The sequence below is a fragment of the Streptomyces sp. NPDC048584 genome (genome assembly GCF_043199595.1).
Lineage (GTDB): Bacteria > Actinomycetota > Actinomycetes > Streptomycetales > Streptomycetaceae > Streptomyces > Streptomyces edwardsiae.
Genome location: NZ_JBICWF010000010.1, coordinates 160,685 through 178,511, shown reverse-complemented (window position 1 = coordinate 178,511; position 17,827 = coordinate 160,685). Strand labels below are relative to the sequence as shown.

The 17,827-nt window shown below is 72.0% G+C and carries 15 protein-coding genes and 1 tRNA gene; 12 read left to right on the top strand and 4 right to left on the bottom strand.

Going from position 1 to position 17,827, the window contains the following annotated elements:
* Nucleotides 1-96 precede the first annotated feature (96 nt).
* Nucleotides 97-183 (bottom strand) — tRNA-Ser (locus ACGFR9_RS22925).
* 64 nt (nucleotides 184-247) lie between these two features.
* Nucleotides 248-1,714 (bottom strand): S1C family serine protease, encoded by a 1,467-nt coding sequence (locus ACGFR9_RS22920; RefSeq protein ID WP_393211634.1) that lies wholly within the window; start codon nucleotides 1,712-1,714, stop codon nucleotides 248-250.
* Between the two features lie 285 nt (nucleotides 1,715-1,999).
* On the opposite strand from ACGFR9_RS22920, the gene ACGFR9_RS22915 reads away from it, so the two are divergent.
* The 3 genes from ACGFR9_RS22915 to ACGFR9_RS22905 all read left to right on the top strand — a co-directional run bounded on the left by ACGFR9_RS22915 (nucleotide 2,000) and on the right by ACGFR9_RS22905 (nucleotide 4,742).
* Entirely contained in the window at nucleotides 2,000-2,830 is an 831-nt protein-coding gene (locus tag ACGFR9_RS22915) for a glycerophosphodiester phosphodiesterase (protein ID WP_393211631.1), read from the top strand.
* Nucleotides 2,831-2,996: 166 nt separating this feature from the next.
* Complete coding sequence (locus tag ACGFR9_RS22910) at nucleotides 2,997-3,644, top strand: ATP-binding protein (protein WP_393211628.1); 648 nt, start codon at nucleotides 2,997-2,999, stop codon at nucleotides 3,642-3,644.
* A gap of 132 nt (nucleotides 3,645-3,776) precedes the next feature.
* Nucleotides 3,777-4,742, top strand: coding sequence for a DUF5926 family protein (locus tag ACGFR9_RS22905; RefSeq protein ID WP_393211625.1), 966 nt, complete (start codon nucleotides 3,777-3,779; stop codon nucleotides 4,740-4,742).
* Nucleotides 4,743-5,186: 444 nt separating this feature from the next.
* Here ACGFR9_RS22905 and ACGFR9_RS22900 read toward each other — a convergent pair whose 3' ends face one another.
* Nucleotides 5,187-5,852 carry a bifunctional DNA primase/polymerase gene (locus ACGFR9_RS22900; protein ID WP_393211622.1) on the bottom strand — a complete coding sequence of 222 codons (666 nt, stop codon included), beginning with the start codon at nucleotides 5,850-5,852 and terminating at the stop codon, nucleotides 5,187-5,189.
* 505 nt (nucleotides 5,853-6,357) lie between these two features.
* On the opposite strand from ACGFR9_RS22900, the gene ACGFR9_RS22895 reads away from it, so the two are divergent.
* Together ACGFR9_RS22895 and ACGFR9_RS22890 are read left to right on the top strand one after the other, a co-directional pair.
* Nucleotides 6,358-7,869: a PP2C family protein-serine/threonine phosphatase gene (locus tag ACGFR9_RS22895; RefSeq protein ID WP_393211619.1), complete on the top strand. Its 1,512-nt coding sequence runs from the start codon at nucleotides 6,358-6,360 to the stop codon at nucleotides 7,867-7,869.
* A gap of 101 nt (nucleotides 7,870-7,970) precedes the next feature.
* The gene (locus ACGFR9_RS22890; RefSeq protein ID WP_393211616.1) at nucleotides 7,971-9,428 is read left to right on the top strand and encodes an aminopeptidase P family protein; all 1,458 of its coding nucleotides are present in this window, start codon (nucleotides 7,971-7,973) and stop codon (nucleotides 9,426-9,428) included.
* A gap of 48 nt (nucleotides 9,429-9,476) precedes the next feature.
* Here ACGFR9_RS22890 and ACGFR9_RS22885 read toward each other — a convergent pair whose 3' ends face one another.
* Complete coding sequence (locus ACGFR9_RS22885; RefSeq protein WP_393211613.1) at nucleotides 9,477-9,929, bottom strand: ATP-binding protein; 453 nt, start codon at nucleotides 9,927-9,929, stop codon at nucleotides 9,477-9,479.
* 220 nt (nucleotides 9,930-10,149) lie between these two features.
* Between ACGFR9_RS22885 and ACGFR9_RS22880 the strand changes: the two genes are divergently transcribed.
* From ACGFR9_RS22880 to pheA, 7 genes are all read left to right on the top strand, one after another.
* Complete coding sequence (locus tag ACGFR9_RS22880; RefSeq protein WP_393211611.1) at nucleotides 10,150-10,944, top strand: hypothetical protein; 795 nt, start codon at nucleotides 10,150-10,152, stop codon at nucleotides 10,942-10,944.
* 160 nt (nucleotides 10,945-11,104) lie between these two features.
* Entirely contained in the window at nucleotides 11,105-11,857 is a 753-nt protein-coding gene (locus ACGFR9_RS22875) for a YcnI family protein (protein WP_393211609.1), read from the top strand.
* A 93-nt stretch (nucleotides 11,858-11,950) separates the two neighbouring features.
* Entirely contained in the window at nucleotides 11,951-12,607 is a 657-nt protein-coding gene (locus ACGFR9_RS22870) for an SCO family protein (protein WP_393211608.1), read from the top strand.
* On the top strand, nucleotides 12,604-13,053 hold the full coding sequence (locus tag ACGFR9_RS22865) for a copper chaperone PCu(A)C (protein ID WP_393211606.1): 450 nt from the start codon (nucleotides 12,604-12,606) through the stop codon (nucleotides 13,051-13,053). The genes ACGFR9_RS22870 and ACGFR9_RS22865 overlap by 4 nt, the downstream gene beginning before the upstream one ends.
* 13 nt (nucleotides 13,054-13,066) lie before the next feature.
* Entirely contained in the window at nucleotides 13,067-15,292 is a 2,226-nt protein-coding gene (locus ACGFR9_RS22860) for a copper resistance CopC/CopD family protein (protein WP_393211603.1), read from the top strand.
* Nucleotides 15,293-15,298: 6 nt separating this feature from the next.
* Nucleotides 15,299-16,585 carry an iron uptake transporter deferrochelatase/peroxidase subunit gene (gene efeB, locus ACGFR9_RS22855; protein WP_393211601.1) on the top strand — a complete coding sequence of 429 codons (1,287 nt, stop codon included), beginning with the start codon at nucleotides 15,299-15,301 and terminating at the stop codon, nucleotides 16,583-16,585.
* Nucleotides 16,586-16,655: 70 nt separating this feature from the next.
* Nucleotides 16,656-17,588 (top strand): prephenate dehydratase, encoded by a 933-nt coding sequence (gene pheA / locus ACGFR9_RS22850; RefSeq protein WP_393211598.1) that lies wholly within the window; start codon nucleotides 16,656-16,658, stop codon nucleotides 17,586-17,588.
* The last annotated feature ends 239 nt before the right edge of the window (nucleotides 17,589-17,827 follow it).

Sequence of the window (17,827 nt, the reverse complement as noted above, 5' to 3'; positions counted from 1 at the left end):
GAAACCGCGGGGAACAGCGGGGAGCCACAGGGCCGGGCACGAGAACGGCCCCCGACCGAATCACCAGGTCAGGGGCCGTTTCCATTGCTCTCAGCGCGGAGGCGGTGGGATTTGAACCCACGGTGACATCGCTGCCACGACGGTTTTCAAGACCGTTCCCTTCGGCCGCTCGGGCACGCCTCCCCGCGCCTGCCGGTGATCGGCGGCGCGGGGACCAGGGTAACGGGTGCGGGGTGCGCGGGTGCGGTCAGCTGTCGCCCACGCGGGAACCCAGGGTGAGTTCCGTGGTGCGCTCCTTGCCGTCGCGCTCGTAGGTGATCGTGACCTCGTCGCCCGGCTTGTGCGTCCAGATCTCGCCGATCAGGGTCGGGCCGGAGTCGATGACCCGGTCGTCGAGCTTGGTGATGACGTCGCCGGGCTGCAGGCCCGCCTTGTCGGCGGGGCCCCCCGGGTCCACCGGCTCGGAGCCGCCCGCGCCCTGCTCGGTGATCTTCGCGCCGCCGGTCGAGTCCTCCAGGGACACGGACGCGCCGATCTTGGCGTACACCGGCTTGCCCGTCTTGATCAGTTCCTGGGCGACGTACTTGGCCTGGTTGATCGGGATGGCGAAGCCCAGGCCGATCGAGCCGGCCTGTCCCGTGCCGAAGCCGCCGTTGCTGGTGGACTGGATCGCGGAGTTGATGCCGATCACGTTGCCCTTGGCGTCGAGCAGCGGGCCGCCGGAGTTGCCCGGGTTGATGGACGCGTCGGTCTGCAGGGCGCTCATGTACGAGGCCTGGCTGCCGGAGCCGTCACTGGAGGCGACCGGGCGGTTCTTCGCGCTGATGATGCCCGTCGTCACCGTGTTCGACAGGCCGAAGGGCGCGCCGATCGCGATCGTCGAGTCGCCGACCGCCACGTCGTCGGAGTTGCCGAGGGTGAGCGGCTTCAGGTCGGAGGGGGCGTTGTTCAGCTTGATGACCGCCACGTCGTAGCCCTGCGCGTGGCCGACCACCTCCGCGTCGTACTTCTTGCCGTTCGGGAAGGTCGCCGAGACCTTGCCGCCGTCGACGGCGTCCGCGACCACGTGGTTGTTGGTGACGATGTGGCCCTGGGTGTCGAAGACGAAACCGGTGCCGGTGCCGCCCTCGCCACTGCTGCTCTCGGCCTCGATCGTGACCGTGCTGGGCAGCGCCGTGGCGGCGACGCCGGCGACCGTGCCCGGGTCACGCTTCACGTTGCCGCCGCTGGTGGACGCCGAGACGGTCGTCGAGCCGTCGGTGTCGTTCTCCTTGGCCAGCGTGTAGCCGAGACCGCCGCCCAGGCCGCCCGCGACCAGCGCGGCCACCAGGACCGCGGCGACCGTACGGCCGCGCCCGCCGCCGTTCTTCGGCGCCGGCTGCTGGTACGAGGAGCCCCAGCCGCCGCCCTCGCCGTGCCCGCCGCCGCCGTACGCCGGCGGCGGCCAGGAGGCGTCGGGGGAGGATGCGGGGGGAGGGGTGGGTTCCTGTCCGCCGTGCGTGCCGAGCGGGCGGCCCCAGCCGTGCTCGCCCACCGGGGGCTGGGAAGCGGTGCCGTATCCGTGATCGGCGTTCTGCGCGGCGGGGCCCGGTTCCGGAGCCGCTCCCGGGACCGGCTGCCCCTGGTACGCCGAAGCAGCGGGAGCATCCACCGGCGCGGGCGGCGGTGCCGACGGGGCCGGGGGTACCGCGGTGCCCTCGTTCTCGGTGCTCACAGCTTCTCTCCTCGGTCCACGGCTGTTGTTGGGTCGCACTCGGTCACGCTCGTTCACGCCCGTCCACGAGCCGGCGCGATACAGCTGTGCATGTCTCTTTGTATGACGACAGCTTTTCCCATGGGCCGTCAGGGCACCATAAGCCGTTCCTGTGGGTCCGGAGTCATTCTTTATATAGGGCATTACTCACGTAAGGCACGCCACTCGATGCCTCCGACCGGACGGCGACACCGTTCACACGACTCCGGGCGAACGTCCGCCCGCGCGCGATGGCACCATGACGCGGTGACCCACGCACGACAGCACCCGCCCCAGGTCGTCGCACACCGCGGAGCCTCCGAGGACGCCCCCGAGCACACCCTGGCCGCGTACCGCAAAGCGATCGAGGACGGTGCGGACGCACTCGAATGCGATGTGCGTCTGACCGCCGACGGTCACCTCGTGTGCGTGCACGACCGTCGCGTCAACCGTACGTCCAACGGGCGCGGTGCCGTGTCGGCGCTCGAGCTCTCCGATCTGGCCGCCCTGGACTTCGGCTCCTGGAAGAGCCGCGACGCCGCCGGGGGGCCGCGTGTGGAGGAACCCGACTGGGAGCACCGCCCGGAGGACCGGGAGGCCACCTCCGTCCTCACCCTGGAGCGGCTGCTGGGGCTGGTCTCCGACGCCGGGCGCCGGGTCGAGCTGGCGATCGAGACGAAGCACCCCACGCGGTGGGCTGGTCAGGTCGAGGAGCGGCTGCTGCTCCTGCTCAAGCGGTTCGGCCTCGACGCGCCCGCCGCCGCGGAGGACTCCCCGGTGCGCGTGATGAGCTTCTCCGCGCGGTCGCTGCACCGCGTGCGCGCCGCCTCGCCGACGCTGCCCACGGTCCACCTTGCCCAGTTCGTCACGCCGCGGCTGCGCGACGGGAGGCTGCCCGCCGGTGTGCGGATCGCGGGACCCTCGATCCGCATCGCGCGCAGCCACCCCGCGTACATCGAGCGCCTCAAGCGGGCCGGCCACCAGGTGCACGTGTGGACCGTGAACGAGCCGGAGGACGTGGACCTCTGTGTGCGTCTCGGCGTGGACGCCCTCATCACCAACCGTCCCCGCGCGGTGCTCGATCAGCTCGGCCGCTGACCGCGCGGCGCACCATCCGTCCCGCCCGTCCCACGCGTAGCGCGCACATGTCTTGACCCGGCGCCCGGAACCGGCGCATCCTCACATCTCGGCCACTGCGACGAGATCCAGCCACATGGCTACGGGGTGTGCTCCGGCGCGTTCGGTGCGTGTTCGGCCGTTTCGAGTGCGTCATCGGCCGGGGATCGGCCGGTTTCCGGTTCGGGCCCATGGGGCATCCACACCGTGGCGTGGGGCGAAGGAGGTCTCGGGGGTGGCGTTGGTGGTGGCACAGGAGGTGCCCACGTCGTCGAGCATGGCCGTGCCCCATGGCCCTGCGGGCGTGGGGAAGGCAAGACGCCGGATGCGTACGCAGCTGAGCGACGGCGGGGTGGCGGACTCGGTCATCGACGACGCCGTACTGATCCTGTCCGAGTTGCTGAGCAACGCGTGCAAGCACGGCCGGCCGCTCGGCGACGCCCTGGCCGGGGACGGGGACGTACGGGCCGCGTGGCAGGTGGATCCACGCGGACGGCTCGTCGTCGAGGTCACGGACGGGGGCGGCCCGACACGCCCGGCGCCGGCCACGCCGTCGGTCACGGCGCACGGCGGCCGGGGGCTGAACATCATCACGGCGCTGGCCGACGACTGGGGTGTACGCGACGAGGTGCCGGGCGAGGTCACGGTGTGGGTGGTCGTCCACGACGACGTGTACGACCCGGACGCCAGGGCCGCCGGGCGTCGGCGCGAGGACTTCGCAGCGCGCGTGACGGCTCCGTCCGTCTCCCGTATGCCCGGGCTGGACTTCGGGGACGTCTTCGACGACGTGGGCTGAGGGCGGGCTCCCGCTCCGGGGTGGTCGCCCCGTCCACAGGTCGGCACGTTGTCCACAGGTTCCGGTCGGCCGTGGCGTGAACGGCTAGGCTCGCGCCCGTACGAGACGAGCCGTAACCGGGAGACACCCACGATGGCCAAGAAGCGACCCCAGACGAAGGCCAAGCGCCCGCAGCTCACGGACGGGCAGATCCCGGTCGTCGGCGCACGCGAGCCCTGCCCGTGCGGCAGCGGCCGCCGCTACAAGGCCTGCCACGGCCGTGAGGCCGCGCACGCGGTGACCGAGCTGGTGCACCGCCCGTTCGAGGGCCTGCCGGGCGAGTGCGACTGGGTGGCGCTGCGCGAGCTGGTGCCGGCCGCCACCGTCGGACTGACGCTCAAGGAGGACCTGCCCGAGGGCGTCCCGTCGGTCACGCTGGCCACGGTGCTGCCGATGGCCTGGCCCGCCCTGCGCCGCGACGACGGTTCGGTCCTGCTCGGCCTGCAGAACGACACCTCCTCCGGCGACATCAGCCGCGACCTCGCCGACACCCTGCAGCGCGCGCTCACCGCCGACCCGGGTACGCCGGTGCAGTCCCGGCGCGCCCCCGCCGACGGTGTCCGGCTGCAGGATCTGCTCGACCCCGAGGGCGCTTTCGAGCCGGTCGTGCACAGCGGCTTCGAGTTCTGGGTCCCGGACCCGGAGAACGCCACGCCGGACGTCACCGCCTCCCTGGAGCGGGCCAACGCCGCGGCCATCCCGACCGTGAAGCTGACGGGCGTGGACTCGGCGTACTGGTGCGAGACGCCGGAGAAGAACCATCTGCGGTGGGTCATGCCGTACCCCGAGGAGCAGCTTCTGGACGCTCTCGCACGGCTGCACGCGGCGGGACGCTCCTCGCTCGGCGAGGGCACCCGTCTCGTGGGTTCCTTCCGCGCTCACGGCCTCACCGTGCCGGTATGGGACCTGCCGAGCGCGGTCGGTGCCGAGGACGTGGAGAAGCCGGCGGCCGAGTTCGCCGAGCGGCTCGCCGCCGCGCTGGCCACGGAGGCGCCGCTGACCGCCGACGAGCGCCGCGCTCGCGGCGGGCTGACGAACCGCCAGGTCACGCTCAGCTGAGGCGGGGGTCCGCGACGGGGTTCCGCCGGCTCCCCGGCCGGCGGAACCGGCCTGTCGCGCACCACCGTACTCATGCGTAACTCCCGTCGCGGACAAGCCAGTCGGTGACCGGAAACGCCGAGATCGAATTTGCGAACCGCCGATCTCTTGTTACCGTTCCCATAGCCCGGTTGCTGGTGCATCCCCCGTCGCCAGCAACCGGGTCTTCGCATGCCCCCGCCGTTCACGGAACGCGTTCGACCGCCGACGTCCCGTTGCCATGGGCGAGTTGCCCCGGAGCACGGTGACGGCGGATCCCGGGGCCGTGCATCGACCGCCGCGCGCAGACGTGAACCCCGCCGGCGTCGGCGGGGTTCAGCGGCTTGTCGTTGGTACCGGGCCGGGGGCATACCGCCCGTGGACCGTGCCCCCGGTGGGGCATATGCGTCGCGCGGGACGCGCGGCCTACAGCTCCGGCGCGTTCACGCCCGTACGGGTCAGGGCGTGGACCACGGCGTCCACCACCGCCTCCACGTCCGGCACCCACGGCGAGGCCGAGCCGGGCAGTGGCGCCCGCTCCCAGTGGATCTCGCCCTGCGCGGTCCGCGACGGAGGCAGCGCGATGTAGCCGCCCTCGCCGTGGAAACGGAGGGAGCCGGGCACGAAGTCCTTCGCGTACAGCAGCTCACCCAGCTGTTCCATGGAGTACGGCCGCACCAGGATCGACCAGCGGGCCGGCGCGGCGACGACCGGCCCGAGCCGCATACCGCGCCGGTCGAGCGCGCCGAGGGCGCGGGCGGCCGCCGCCGCGGGCAGGGACACCGCACAGGGCGCGTTGCCTCCGGTGGCCAGGACGATCGGCGCCGTGGGCCGGTTGCCCCACCACCAGCGCACCATGCGCGCGTCGGTCGTGGCGGCGAGGAGGCCGGGGTCGAACGGGTGGGCACCCGGCACCGTGCACTCGGGGTCGGGGCAGGCGCAGCGGGACCGGTCCTGCGGGTCCACCGCCACGCCCGGGAGTACGGGCCACTGCCAGTCCGAGGCGAAGGTCAGGGCCGCGCCGATCAGATCGGGCCCTTCGTCGCCGCGCCGGGACAGGAGCCTGCGTCGCCTTCCGAGGATCTCGCGCATGAGCGCTCGTTCCTTTCCGTTGCACGCCTGGCAACACCGTGGGTCCAGATCACGTCATGTGTCGATCACTTCACTGTGCGTACCTGTTGGCGCATCACACCCCCGCGCCGGGCAGGGGGAACCCCTATGGGCCGAGCATGGGCTGCCTCCGCGGCCGTTCCACCCATACTGCGTGTATCAGAAGTACGGGCGTGGCGTGGGGGTGGCGAAGTCTGGCGTTTACCGTCGCGCGTGTTTCTCTCCGCCTCCGCCACGGGAGGATGGGGCACGGTCGTCGGTGGTTAAGACGCCCGGGTCCGTCGCCAGGTTCCCGAGTGGTTTCCAACCACCCCTGGCCTTCTCCGAGTACGTACCCATCACGACCGCTGTGACGCTCCGTCGAGCAAGGCCAGTCGACCGCAATAAGCCTCCCCCTGAGGCAGTTTCAAGCCAACTTCACATTTCGGCAAGAGGTGTGCCGGGAGTTCCCTTCAGTCTCACGGACACCAGGAATCCCAGCAGGACAATGCTGGACATCTCCTCACGAGTACGTGTACATGTGGAGACACTGCCGGCGACGCAGAATGACATGGGGGTTTGCGATGCTTTTGAGCAGTACGTACCGGTCGGAAAGCCGGACACCATGAACGCCCCGCACCCTCCGAAAGTGGCCGGAATCGATTCAACGGTTCCCTCGCCCGCACACACTGTCGCGCCCGTCGCGAGTACCTCCCCCACCCCTGCGGCAAACCCCCAGCACGCGCCGGGCGCGCTGCTCCAGGACCGCCTTGCCGGCTGGGTCTCCGACCTCACGACCCTGCACGAGCTCACCGAACGTCTGGCACGCGCGGACACGCTCGACGAGGCGCTCCGGGAACTGCTCCGCGCGGGAGCCGCCCTGGTGGGCGCGCGGCGCGGCCTCGTCGCCCTGGAGCCCGCCGACGGTCTCGGCCCGGCCACCAGCGTCGGCCTGGGACTGGCCCGCGCGGATCTCGGCCACCTGGAGACGGTGCCGCGCGGCTCACTGCCGTACGGCAGGATCCTCGACGGGCTGCCCGGTACCGACGACGGCGTCGCCGAGCCCGATCTGTTCGCCGAGAAGGGGCTCGACCCCCGGCACCGCGAGGTCGCCGCCCGCCTCGGCTACGCGGCCAGCTTCACCCTCCCCCTCACCGCCGAGGTCTCCGGGCGCCTGGGGGCCGCGGTGTGGCTCTACGACGAGCCGGCCGAGCCGTCGGAGCGGCAGCGCCACCTCGTCGGCCTGTACGTCCGCCACGGCGCCGAGTACCTGGCGCGACTCCTCGAACTCGAGCGCACACGTGTGCGCATGGCCACGATGGCCGAGGAGCTGCTGCCCTCCCGGCTCCCCCGGGTCCCGGGCGTCCAGCTCGCCGCGCGGCACCGCACGTCCCCGCGCGGAGGCGGCGACTGGTACGACGCGCTGCCGCTGCCGGACGCCGCGCTCGGACTCACCGTGGGCTCCGTCACCGGGTCGGGGCCCAGCGCGGTCGCCGCGATGGGACGGCTGCGGGCGTCGCTGCGCGCGTACGCCGTGATGGAGGGCGAGGACCCCGTCGCCGTCCTGTCGGACCTGGAGCTGCTGCTCCGGCTCACCGAACCCGCCCGGTCGGCCACCGCCCTGTTCGGCTACTGCGAACCCGCGCTGCGCCGGATCACGCTGGCGGGCGCCGGGCACAGTCCGCCGCTGCTGCTCGGCGAGCGCCGCACCGAGTTCGTCGAGACGTCGGTATCCGCTCCCCTGGGCATGCTGGCCTGCTGGGAGGCGCCCAGTGTGGAGGTCCAGGCGGAGCCGGGGGAGACGGTGCTGATGTACACCGACGGGCTGCTGCACCGCACCGGCGACCCGACCGACCGCGCCTTCGCCCGGCTGCACGCGGCCGCGGCGGGGGTTCCCAAGGCCCTGCGCCACGACCCCGGCGCCGTCGCCGACCACGTCCTTCGCGCGGTGCTGCCCGACGGAGCGGACACGACGCAGTCCAGGGAGGACGTCGTCCTGCTCGCGGCGCGGTTCGAGTAGCCGCGCCCGTCCCTCCGCGCCACCGGTCCGTGCCCCGTTCGGCCGATTCCGTACGACCGTACGATGGGGGGTGGTCCAGTGCCGTATCTAGGAGGATGACCGTGGCGGAGGAGCTGCCGGAGACCCCGGAGACTGCCGAAGAGGAGCCCGTCAAGCAGCGCAAGAACGGCCTGTACCCGGGCGTGTCCGACGAGCTGGCCGAGAACATGAAGAGCGGCTGGGCCGACACCGGACTGCACGACCTGCGGCCGGTCCCCCAGGCCGCCGAGACCGCCGCCCGCCGCTCGGCGCTCTCCGCCCGGTTCCCGGGCGAGCGTCTGGTCGTCCCCGCGGGCAACCTGAAGACGCGGTCGAACGACACGGAGTACGCCTTCCGCGCGTCCGTCGAGTACGCGTACCTCACCGGCAACCAGACCGAGGACGGCGTCCTCGTCCTGGAGCCCACGGCCGGCGGCCACAAGGAGACGATCTACCTCCTGCCCCGCTCCGACCGTGAGAACGGCGAGTTCTGGCTGGACGGGCAGGGCGAGCTGTGGGTCGGCCGCCGGCACTCCCTCACCGAGGCGGAGCAGCTCTACGGCATCCCCGCCTCCGACGTCCGCGAGCTGGCCGGCGCGCTGCGCGAGGCCACCGGCCCGGTGCGGGTCGTGCGCGGGTACGACGCCGGCATCGAGGCGGCGCTGACGGACAAGGTCACCGCCGAGCGCGACGAGGAGCTGCGGGTCTTCCTCTCCGAGGCGCGACTGGTCAAGGACGACTTCGAGATCGGCGAGCTGCAGAAGGCCGTCGACTCCACCGTGCGCGGCTTCGAGGACGTCGTGAAGGTCCTCGACAAGGCCGAGGCCACCTCCGAGCGCTACATCGAGGGAACGTTCTTCCTGCGCGCCCGCGTGGAAGGCAACGACGTCGGCTACGGCTCCATCTGCGCCGCCGGCCCGCACGCGTGCACGCTGCACTGGGTGCGCAACGACGGACCGGTCCGCTCCGGCGACCTGCTGCTCCTCGACGCCGGCGTGGAGACGCACACGTACTACACCGCCGACGTCACGCGCACGCTGCCGATCAGCGGCACGTACGACGAGCTGCAGAAGAAGATCTACGACGCCGTGTACGACGCCCAGGAGGCCGGTATCGCGGCGGTGAAGCCCGGCGCCAAGTACCGCGACTTCCACGACGCCGCCCAGCGCGTGCTGGCCGAGCGGCTCGTCGAGTGGGGCCTGGTCGAAGGCCCGGTGGAGCGGGTGCTGGAGCTCGGCCTGCAGCGTCGCTGGACGCTGCACGGCACCGGTCACATGCTCGGTATGGACGTCCACGACTGCGCCGCCGCGCGGACCGAGACGTACGTCGACGGCACGCTGGAACCCGGCATGGTGCTCACCGTCGAGCCGGGCCTGTACTTCCAGGCCGACGATCTGACCGTGCCCGAGGAGTACCGGGGCATCGGCGTCCGCATCGAGGACGACATCCTGGTGACCGCGGACGGCAACCGGAACCTGTCCGACGGGCTGCCCCGGCGGTCGGACGAGGTCGAGGCGTGGATGGCGGGCCTCAAGGGCTGACGCACAGGGACACGGAGGCCGGGTGCACGCGTGTGTGCCCGGCCTTCGCTACACCGCGACGAGCGGGGCGTCCTCGCGCCACTTGAGGATCTTGTCGAAGCTGACCACCGTGCCACCCCGGCCCGGCTTGTTGCCGATGTGGACGTGGTCGGCGAGCTCCTGGATGAGCCCAAGACCCCGCCCGTGCTCCGCGTCGGCCGGCGCCTGCCGGGGGCGGCTCCCGGTCGCGCCGGGAAAGCCTGGACCGGTGTCGGCGACCTCGATGCGGCACTTCTCGCCGTCGAGGTAGGCCGTCACCCGGTACGCCTCCGACATGGCGCCCCGCGCGGTGTCCCCGCCGTGCTCCACCGCGTTCGCACAGGCCTCGCTGAGGGCGACGGAGAGGTCGTAGGAGATGTCCGGGTCGACGCCCGCGGTCTCCATGGTGCCGAGCAGCAGGCGCCGCGCGAGCGGCACGCTGGCGGCATCGCGGCGCAGATGGAGTGACCACCAGATGCTCATGCTCCAGCCTCCTGGCTGCGGCTCGACATACCGTTACGTATTGCCCTGAGTGCCCGTCGGTAAGCGTGCAGTTGACGTGACACCGCCCATATGGCGGGTGTGTCGTGCGGCCGATCGGTGTATGTGGGGCGCCCTGTCGCAGATGTGATCTTCCGGGCGTACCTCATCTTGCGGACCTGCCGTACGACGACCGGTGGACCGGTGCGATGATGGGCGCGCCATGACTGCCCCCCACCCGCGCACGGCGCGCTCCGGACACGAAGTCCGGATCCTGCGGGCCGCGGTGTTCGCCGCGGTCTGCGTCGTGCTGGCCGGGGCGGGCCACACCGTCGCCTCCTGCGCCGCCGTCCCCCTGTGGACACTGGGCGCGGGATTCCTCGGGGCCGTCGCGGTCGCGGTGCCGCTCGCCGGACGGGCGAGATCGCTGCCGGGGATCGCGGCGCTGCTGGCAGGCGGTCAGACGGCCCTGCACATGCTTTTCGGCCTGGGGCAGCACGGTGTGCCCGCCCCGGGTTCGTCGTCCGCGCTCTCCGACGCGGCGCTGGTCGAACGGGCCGCGCGGCTGCTGTGCGGCACCGCCGCGGCCCGAATCAGCCCAGCCGAGGCCGAACGTGTCCTCACCGACGCGCGGATCCACCACGCCGGGGCCGCCCACGCGGAGACCGCCACGGTCGCCCCGGCGTCGCTGCTGCCGTCGCTGCCGATGCTGCTCGGCCACGTCCTCGCCGCGCTCGCCGCGGGATGGCTGCTGCGCCGCGGTGATCTGGCGCTGCTGCGGCTGACCGAACTGTCGGCGCACGGCGTCGCCGAGGGCGCCCTCGTACGGTCGCTCCGCGCGGCGCTCACCCTGGTGCGTGCCCTGCGCGCCGGACTCCCGGGAGCACCGGAAGGGGCCCCGCGCATGCCGCGCACCGCGCTGCTCGCACCGCCCCTGCCCCGTACCCCCGCACTCCAGCACACGGTGATCCGCCGGGGCCCGCCCGCCGCCGGCACCGCACTCGCTCTCGCCGCCTGACGCGCCGCTCCGGGTTCCACCACGGAGAGGGGCGCCGGTGTGCGGCACGCGCGTGCGGCTTTTCCGTGTGCTCCCGGCCGTGCTCCATGGAGGCCGTCCGACGGCACACGCGGCACATCCCTCACCGTCAACAACCTCATCGAAGCGGAGTGCTTCTGCCATGAAGGCTTCCCGTATCGCCGCCGCCGCTGCCGTCGCCGGTGTCGCCGTTCTCGCCGTGTCCACCCCCTCCTTCGCGCACGTGAGCGTGCAGCCGGAGGGCACGGCCGCCAAGGGCGGCTACGCGGTCGTCGACTTCAAGGTCCCCAACGAGCGGGACAACGCCTCGACCACCAAGCTCGAGATCACGTTCCCCACGGACCACCCGCTGGCGTCCGTGATGCCGCAGCCGGTCGACGGCTGGGACGTCAAGGTCACCAAGTCCAAGCTGGACAAGCCGCTCGAGATGCACGGCAAGAAGATCGACGAGGCGGTCTCCAAGGTCACCTGGACCGCCAAGGGCGACGGCATCGAGCCCGGCTTCTTCCAGAAGTTCCCGGTCTCCGTCGGCACGCTGCCCGAGGACGCCGACGAACTCGTCTTCAAGGCCCTGCAGACGTACTCCAACAAGGAGGTCGTCCGCTGGATCGAGGTGCCGCAGGAGGGCCAGGAGGAGCCGGAACACCCGGCGCCCGTGCTCGCCCTGTCCGAGGCCACCGAGGACGGTCACTCGCACGGCGCCGCGGCCGACAAGGACGCGGAGGACACCGCGGGCGCCGAGAACGCCTCGGCCGAGACCTCCGCCTCCGCCGACGAGGGCGACTCCGGCGGTACGGACACCACCGCCCGCGTCCTGGGCGTCGTCGGCATCGTGGTCGGTGCCGCGGGCGTCGCCTACGGCGTACTCGCCGGCCGTCGGCGCACCACCGCCTGACATTTCTCTCCGCTCGACGGCGCGCACCGGGCCGCTCACGGCCCCGTGGCCGGTTCCGGTGCGCGCCGGAGCACTCACCTCTCAGGACCCTTCATGCGCAACAAGACCTTCGCGGCGGCGGCCCTGCTCGCCGTCGCCTCCCTCACTCTCTCGGCCTGCGGCAGCGGGAACGGCGACAGCGGCACCCCCGTCGCCGTGGTGTCCGAGGAGGCCGGCTCCCAGAAGGCGGCCACCGTCCTCGACAAGCCGTTCGAGAAGCCCGACCTCGTGCTCACCGACACCCAGGGCAAGAAGTACGACCTCCGCGCGGAGACCGCCGGCCGGCCCACGCTGATCTACTTCGGCTACACGCACTGCCCCGACGTCTGCCCGCTGACGATGAACAACCTCGCCGTGGCGAAGAAGCAGCTGCCCCAGGACCAGCAGGACGCACTGCGGATCGTGTTCGTCACCACCGACCCCGAACGCGACACCTCCGCCGCCCTGGGCACCTGGCTCAAGGGCATCGACTCCCAGGTCGTCGGTCTGACCGGCGACTTCGACACCATCCAGGCCGGGGCGCGCACCCTCGGCATCTCCATCGACCCGCCGCGCAAGGACGACAACGGCAAGACCGTCTCCGACCACGGCACCCAGGTCATCGCCTTCTCTCCGAAGACCGACGGCGGTTACGTCCTCTACGGCGAGGACGCCACCGTCGACGACTACACCAAGGATCTGCCCAAGCTCATCAAGGGCGAGAACCCGTGAGGCGCCCGGCAGTCGCGGCCCTCGTCGCCGCCGGGGCGCTCGCCCTGGCCGGCTGCGGCGGGTCCGGCAGCGGCGAGGCGGCGCTGTCCGTCGGCTCCGCGTACATGCCGCAGCCGGTGTCCGACATGGCCGCCGGTTTCCTCACCATCACCAACGACGGCGGCACCGCGGACCGGCTCACCTCGGTCAGCAGCGACGCCGCCGGCCAGGTCACCGTGCACCGCACCGTCGACGGGGCCATGCGGGAGGCCGAGTCCCTCGACATCCCGGCGCACGGCAGCCTGGTGCTGGAGAGCGGCGGAAACCATCTGATGTTCGAGCGGCTGAAGCGGAAGCCCGAGGAAGGCCAGAAGGTCTCCGTCGAGCTGACCTTCGACCGGTCCGACCCCGTCACGGTCGAGATCCCGGTCAAGTCGGCCACCTATTCCCCGAAGACCGGACACTGAGGGAGACACCCCTGTGACCCAGACCATCGCCCCCCGCGTGCGGACCCTGGTGCTGCTGCTCCTGGCCGTCACCGGCGCGCTCCTCGCCGGAGCCGCTCCCGCCTCCGCGCACGCCGCGCTGACCGGCAGCGACCCCGGGCAGGGGGCGGTGGTCGACACGGCGCCCGCCCAGATCTCGCTCACCTTCTCCGAGCAGATCGCCGTGAGCGACGACGCCGTGCGCGTCCTCGACCCCAAGGGCAAGCGGATCGACAAGGGCGAGCCGGCCAACCCCAGCGGCACGACCTACACCGTGCGACTGCTCAGCGGGCTGCCCGACGGCACGTACACCGTCGCGTACCAGGTGGTCTCCGCGGACAGCCACCCCGTCGCCGGTGCCTTCACCTTCTCCATCGGCGCCCCCTCCGAGACCACCGTCTCGGTCTCCGCGCAGGCCTCCGACGACGGTCTGATCGGCTGGCTCTACGGCATCGGCCGCTACGTGTCCTACGCCGGCTTCGTCGTCATGGCCGGCGGGGCCGCCTTCGTGCTCGCCTGCTGGGGGCGCGGCGCCGGTGTGCGGGCGGTCCAGCGGCTGGTCGTCTCCGGATGGCTGGCGCTCACCGGCGCCACACTCGCGCTGCTGCTCCTGCGCGGCTCCTACACCACCTCCGGGGCGGTCGGCGACGTCTTCGACCTGTCCCTGCTCGGGGACGTGCTCCAGACGAAGACCGGCGCGGCACTGGTGTCCCGGCTGCTGCTGCTCGCCGCGGCGGCCCTGTTCATCGCCGTGCTGTTCGGCGCCTACGACAAGCGGGAGGACGAGGAGAAGCGGGACCTGACCTTCGGGCTGGCGATCGGCGGTACGGTCGTTGCGGCCGGGATCGCCGCGAGCTGGGCCATGTCGGAGCACGCCTCCCAGGGGCTCCAGCCGGGTATCGCCATGCCCGTCGACGTGCTCCACCTGCTCGCCGTCGCCGCCTGGCTCGGCGGACTCACCACCCTGCTCGTCGCCCTCTACCGGGCGCCCGCCGACACCCCGGTCGGCCAGGACACCGTCCAGCGGTTCTCGCGGCTCGCCTTCGGCAGCGTGGTGACACTGGTCGTCACCGGCGTCTACCAGAGCTGGCGTCAGCTCGGCTCCTGGTCGGCCTTCACCGACACCCGGTACGGGCAGCTGCTGCTTGTCAAGATCGTCCTGGTGGCGCTCATGGTCGCGGCCGCCTCCGTCTCCCGCCGCTGGACCGCACGGCTGGCGGCGGGGCCGGCGACGGTGGCGGATCGCGGCCGCGAGGAGAAGCAGCCGGTGGCGGCAGGCAGGGCTGCCGGGGCTGAGTCCGCCGAGGCCGACCGGGCTGCCGGGGCCGGCAAGGCCGGTTCGGGAAGTGCCCGGGCCGGGGAGGCCGGCTCCGGGACGGCCGGCTCGGGCTCGGACGAGGCCGACTCCGGTGCCACCGGCGTCGAAGAGACCGGGTCCGAAAAGGGCGACGCCGTGACCATCAGGTCCGGGAAGGGCCGCTCCGGGACTGCCGGGAACGGGGCTGCCGCGATCGGGACTGCCGAGTCCGGCGTGGCCGGCTCCGGGGCCGCGAAGGCCGAGTCCGGGGCCGTCAGGTCCGGCAAGGGTGACCCCGGAGCTTCCGGGACTGCGGGGGCCGGCGAAGGCGACGGCGCCCGCGCCGCTCAGCTCGCGCGGCAGCGCGCCGCGGTGGAGAGCGCCCGGCAGAAGCGGCTGCGGGACGCCGACCCGGACCGCTTCGGACTGCGTCGCTCCGTCCTCGCCGAAGCGGGCATAGCCGTGGTCCTGCTCGCCGTCACCACCGTACTGACCCAGACGGAGCCCGGACGTACGGAGCAGGACGCCAAGGCGGCCACCTCCTCGTCGTCCTCCTCGACCCCCTCGACGGGCCAGGGCACCGGCGCGGTGACGCTGAACATGTCCTTCGACACCGGCGGCGAGAAGGGCAAGGGCGTCGTCACGGTCGACCTCGACCCCGCCCGGGTCGGCGACAACACCATGCACGTCTATGTGGAGGGCACGGACGGCCGGCCCTTCGACGTCCCCGAGGTGAAGATCGCCCTCACCCTCGACGCCAAGGACATCGGGCCGCTGCCCGTGGCCCCCGACCGCATCACCACCGGACACTGGTCGGCGAGTGGCGTACAGATCCCCATGACGGGCGACTGGAAGGTCGAGGTGACCGTGCGGACCTCCGACATCGACCAGGTGACCGTCTCGAAGAACGCGAAGATCGGCTGAACCACCATGCCCGACCAGTCCATTTCGCAGGTCCGGACCCCCGAACCGCCCCAGGAGGAGCAAGGGGACCGGACCGTCGGCCACGGCATCACCCGACGCCGACTGCTCGGCACGACCGGTGCCACCGGGCTCGCCCTCGGGGCGGCCGGCGGGGCCGTGGGATACGCGTCGGCGCCCGCCGGTGCCACCCCCCTGACCTCGGTCGGCGACAGCCAGGTCCCGTTTCACGTGAAACATCAGCCCGGCATCACCCAGCCGCTCCAGGCCCGCGGTCATCTCATCGCCTTCGACCTCGCCGCCGGCGCGGGGCGCAAGGAGGCGGCCGCCCTGCTGCGCCGCTGGTCGGACACCGCCCGCCGACTGATGGCGGGCGAGCCCAGCGCGCAGGACGACACCGGTGTGGCCGGCGACGCCGGCCCCTCCGCCCTGACCCTCACCTTCGGCTTCGGCCACAGCTTCTTCGCCCGCACCGGCCTGGAGGAGCGGCGCCCGGTCGCCCTGGACCCGCTGCCCGACTTCTCCTCCGACCACCTCGACAAGGCCCGTAGCAACGGCGATCTGTGGGTGCAGATCGGCGCCGACGACGCCCTCGTGGCCTTCCACGCCCTGCGCGCCGTCCAGAAGGACGCGGGTTCGGCGGCCAGGGTGCGCTGGCAGATGAACGGCTTCAACCGCTCACCCGGTGCCACCGCCCGCCCCATGACCGCCCGCAATCTGATGGGCCAGGTCGACGGCACCCGCAACCCCAAGCCCGCCGACTCCGACTTCGACCAGCGGATCTTCGTCCCGGAGCAGGGCGAGCCCGCCTGGATGGCGAACGGCTCCTACGCCGTCGTACGCCGTATCCGCATGCTGCTGGACGACTGGGAGAAGCTGTCGGTCAAGGAGCAGGAGGGCGTCATCGGGCGCCGCAAGTCCGACGGGGCACCGCTGTCCGGCGGGACCGAGACGTCCGACATGGACCTGGAGAAGACCGATTCGCAGGGCAACCTGGTCGTCCCCTTCAACGCCCACGCGAGGATCACCCGGCCCGATCAGAACGGCGGCGCGGCCATGCTCCGCCGCCCGTTCTCGTACCACGACGGCATCGGCACGGACGGGGTGCCGGACGCGGGCCTGCTGTTCATCTGCTGGCAGGCCGATCCGGTGCGCGGTTTCGTACCGGTGCAGCGCAAGCTCGACCGCGGCGACGCCCTCACGCCGTTCGTACGCCACGAGTCGAGCGGGCTGTTCGCGGTGCCGGGCGGCGCGGCGGAGGGCGAGTATGTGGGCCAGCGACTGCTGGAGGGGTGAGAACCGCTCCGGCTCACTCCTGAGGGCCGCATCGGGAGATGCCGTCGGCCGGGCCCATTAGGGTGAGGTCATGCCAGCGAGCTATGCGTATCTCGGTCCAGAGGGCACCTTCACCGAAGTCGCCCTGCGCACGCTTCCCGAGGCGGCCACCCGTGAGCTGATCCCATACGTGTCCGTGCAGTCCGCGCTCGACGCGGTGCGCGTCGGCGAGGCCGAGGCCGCGTTCGTCCCCATCGAGAACTCGGTCGAGGGCGGTATCACCACCACCCTCGACGAACTCGTCGCGGGCACCCCGCTGATGATCTACCGCGAGGTGCTGCTGTCGATCACCTTCGCGCTGCTCGTCCGTCCGGGCACCAAGCTGTCGGACATCAAGACGGTCACCGCCCACCCGGCCGCCCAGCCGCAGGTCCGCAACTGGCTGAAGACGCATCTCCCGGACGTCGTCTGGGAGTCGGCGGCCTCCAACGCGGACGGTGCGCGACTGGTCCAGGAGGGCCGGTACGACGCCGCCTTCGCCGGTGAGTTCGCGGCCGCCCGGTACGGCCTGGAGGCCCTGGAGACGGGGATCCACGACGCTGAGAACGCCCAGACCCGCTTCGTCCTGGTGGGCCGTCCCGCCCGGCCCGCCGCTCCCACGGGCGCCGACAAGACCTCCGTGGTGCTGTGGCAGCGCGACGACCACCCCGGCGGTCTGCGCGATCTGCTGGGCGAGTTCGCCACGCGCGGCATCAACCTGATGCTGCTCCAGTCCCGGCCGACCGGCGCCGGGATCGGCAACTACTGCTTCTGCGTCGACGCCGAGGGCCATATCTCGGACCGCCGGATGGCCGAGGCCCTGATGGGACTCAAGCGGATCTGTCTGCAGGTGCGTTTCCTCGGCTCGTACCCGCGCGCGGATGTGCGTCCGGGAGAGGTGCGGCCGCCGTTCCCCGGGACGTCGGACGAGGAGTTCGTGGGGGCCGCGGACTGGGTCGCCCGGTGCCAGGACGGGCGGTTCTGACGGGCCCTGGGGCATCTTTCGGCGCCGTAGGGGCCAGTCCTACCTGCTGATTTTCATTGTCCACAGAAGTTATCCACAGGCCCGCTTCTCTACCTGGGGACAAGTCGACACCGAAGCGGCATTGGGTCGACAAATCGGCCCACGGGCCATGATCCCGTTTATCGCCCCGCCCCTCACCCTTCGTCCACCCTTTTCCTTTGGTCAACCCTTTGAGGTGAGCTCTTTCCACCCAAAAGTGG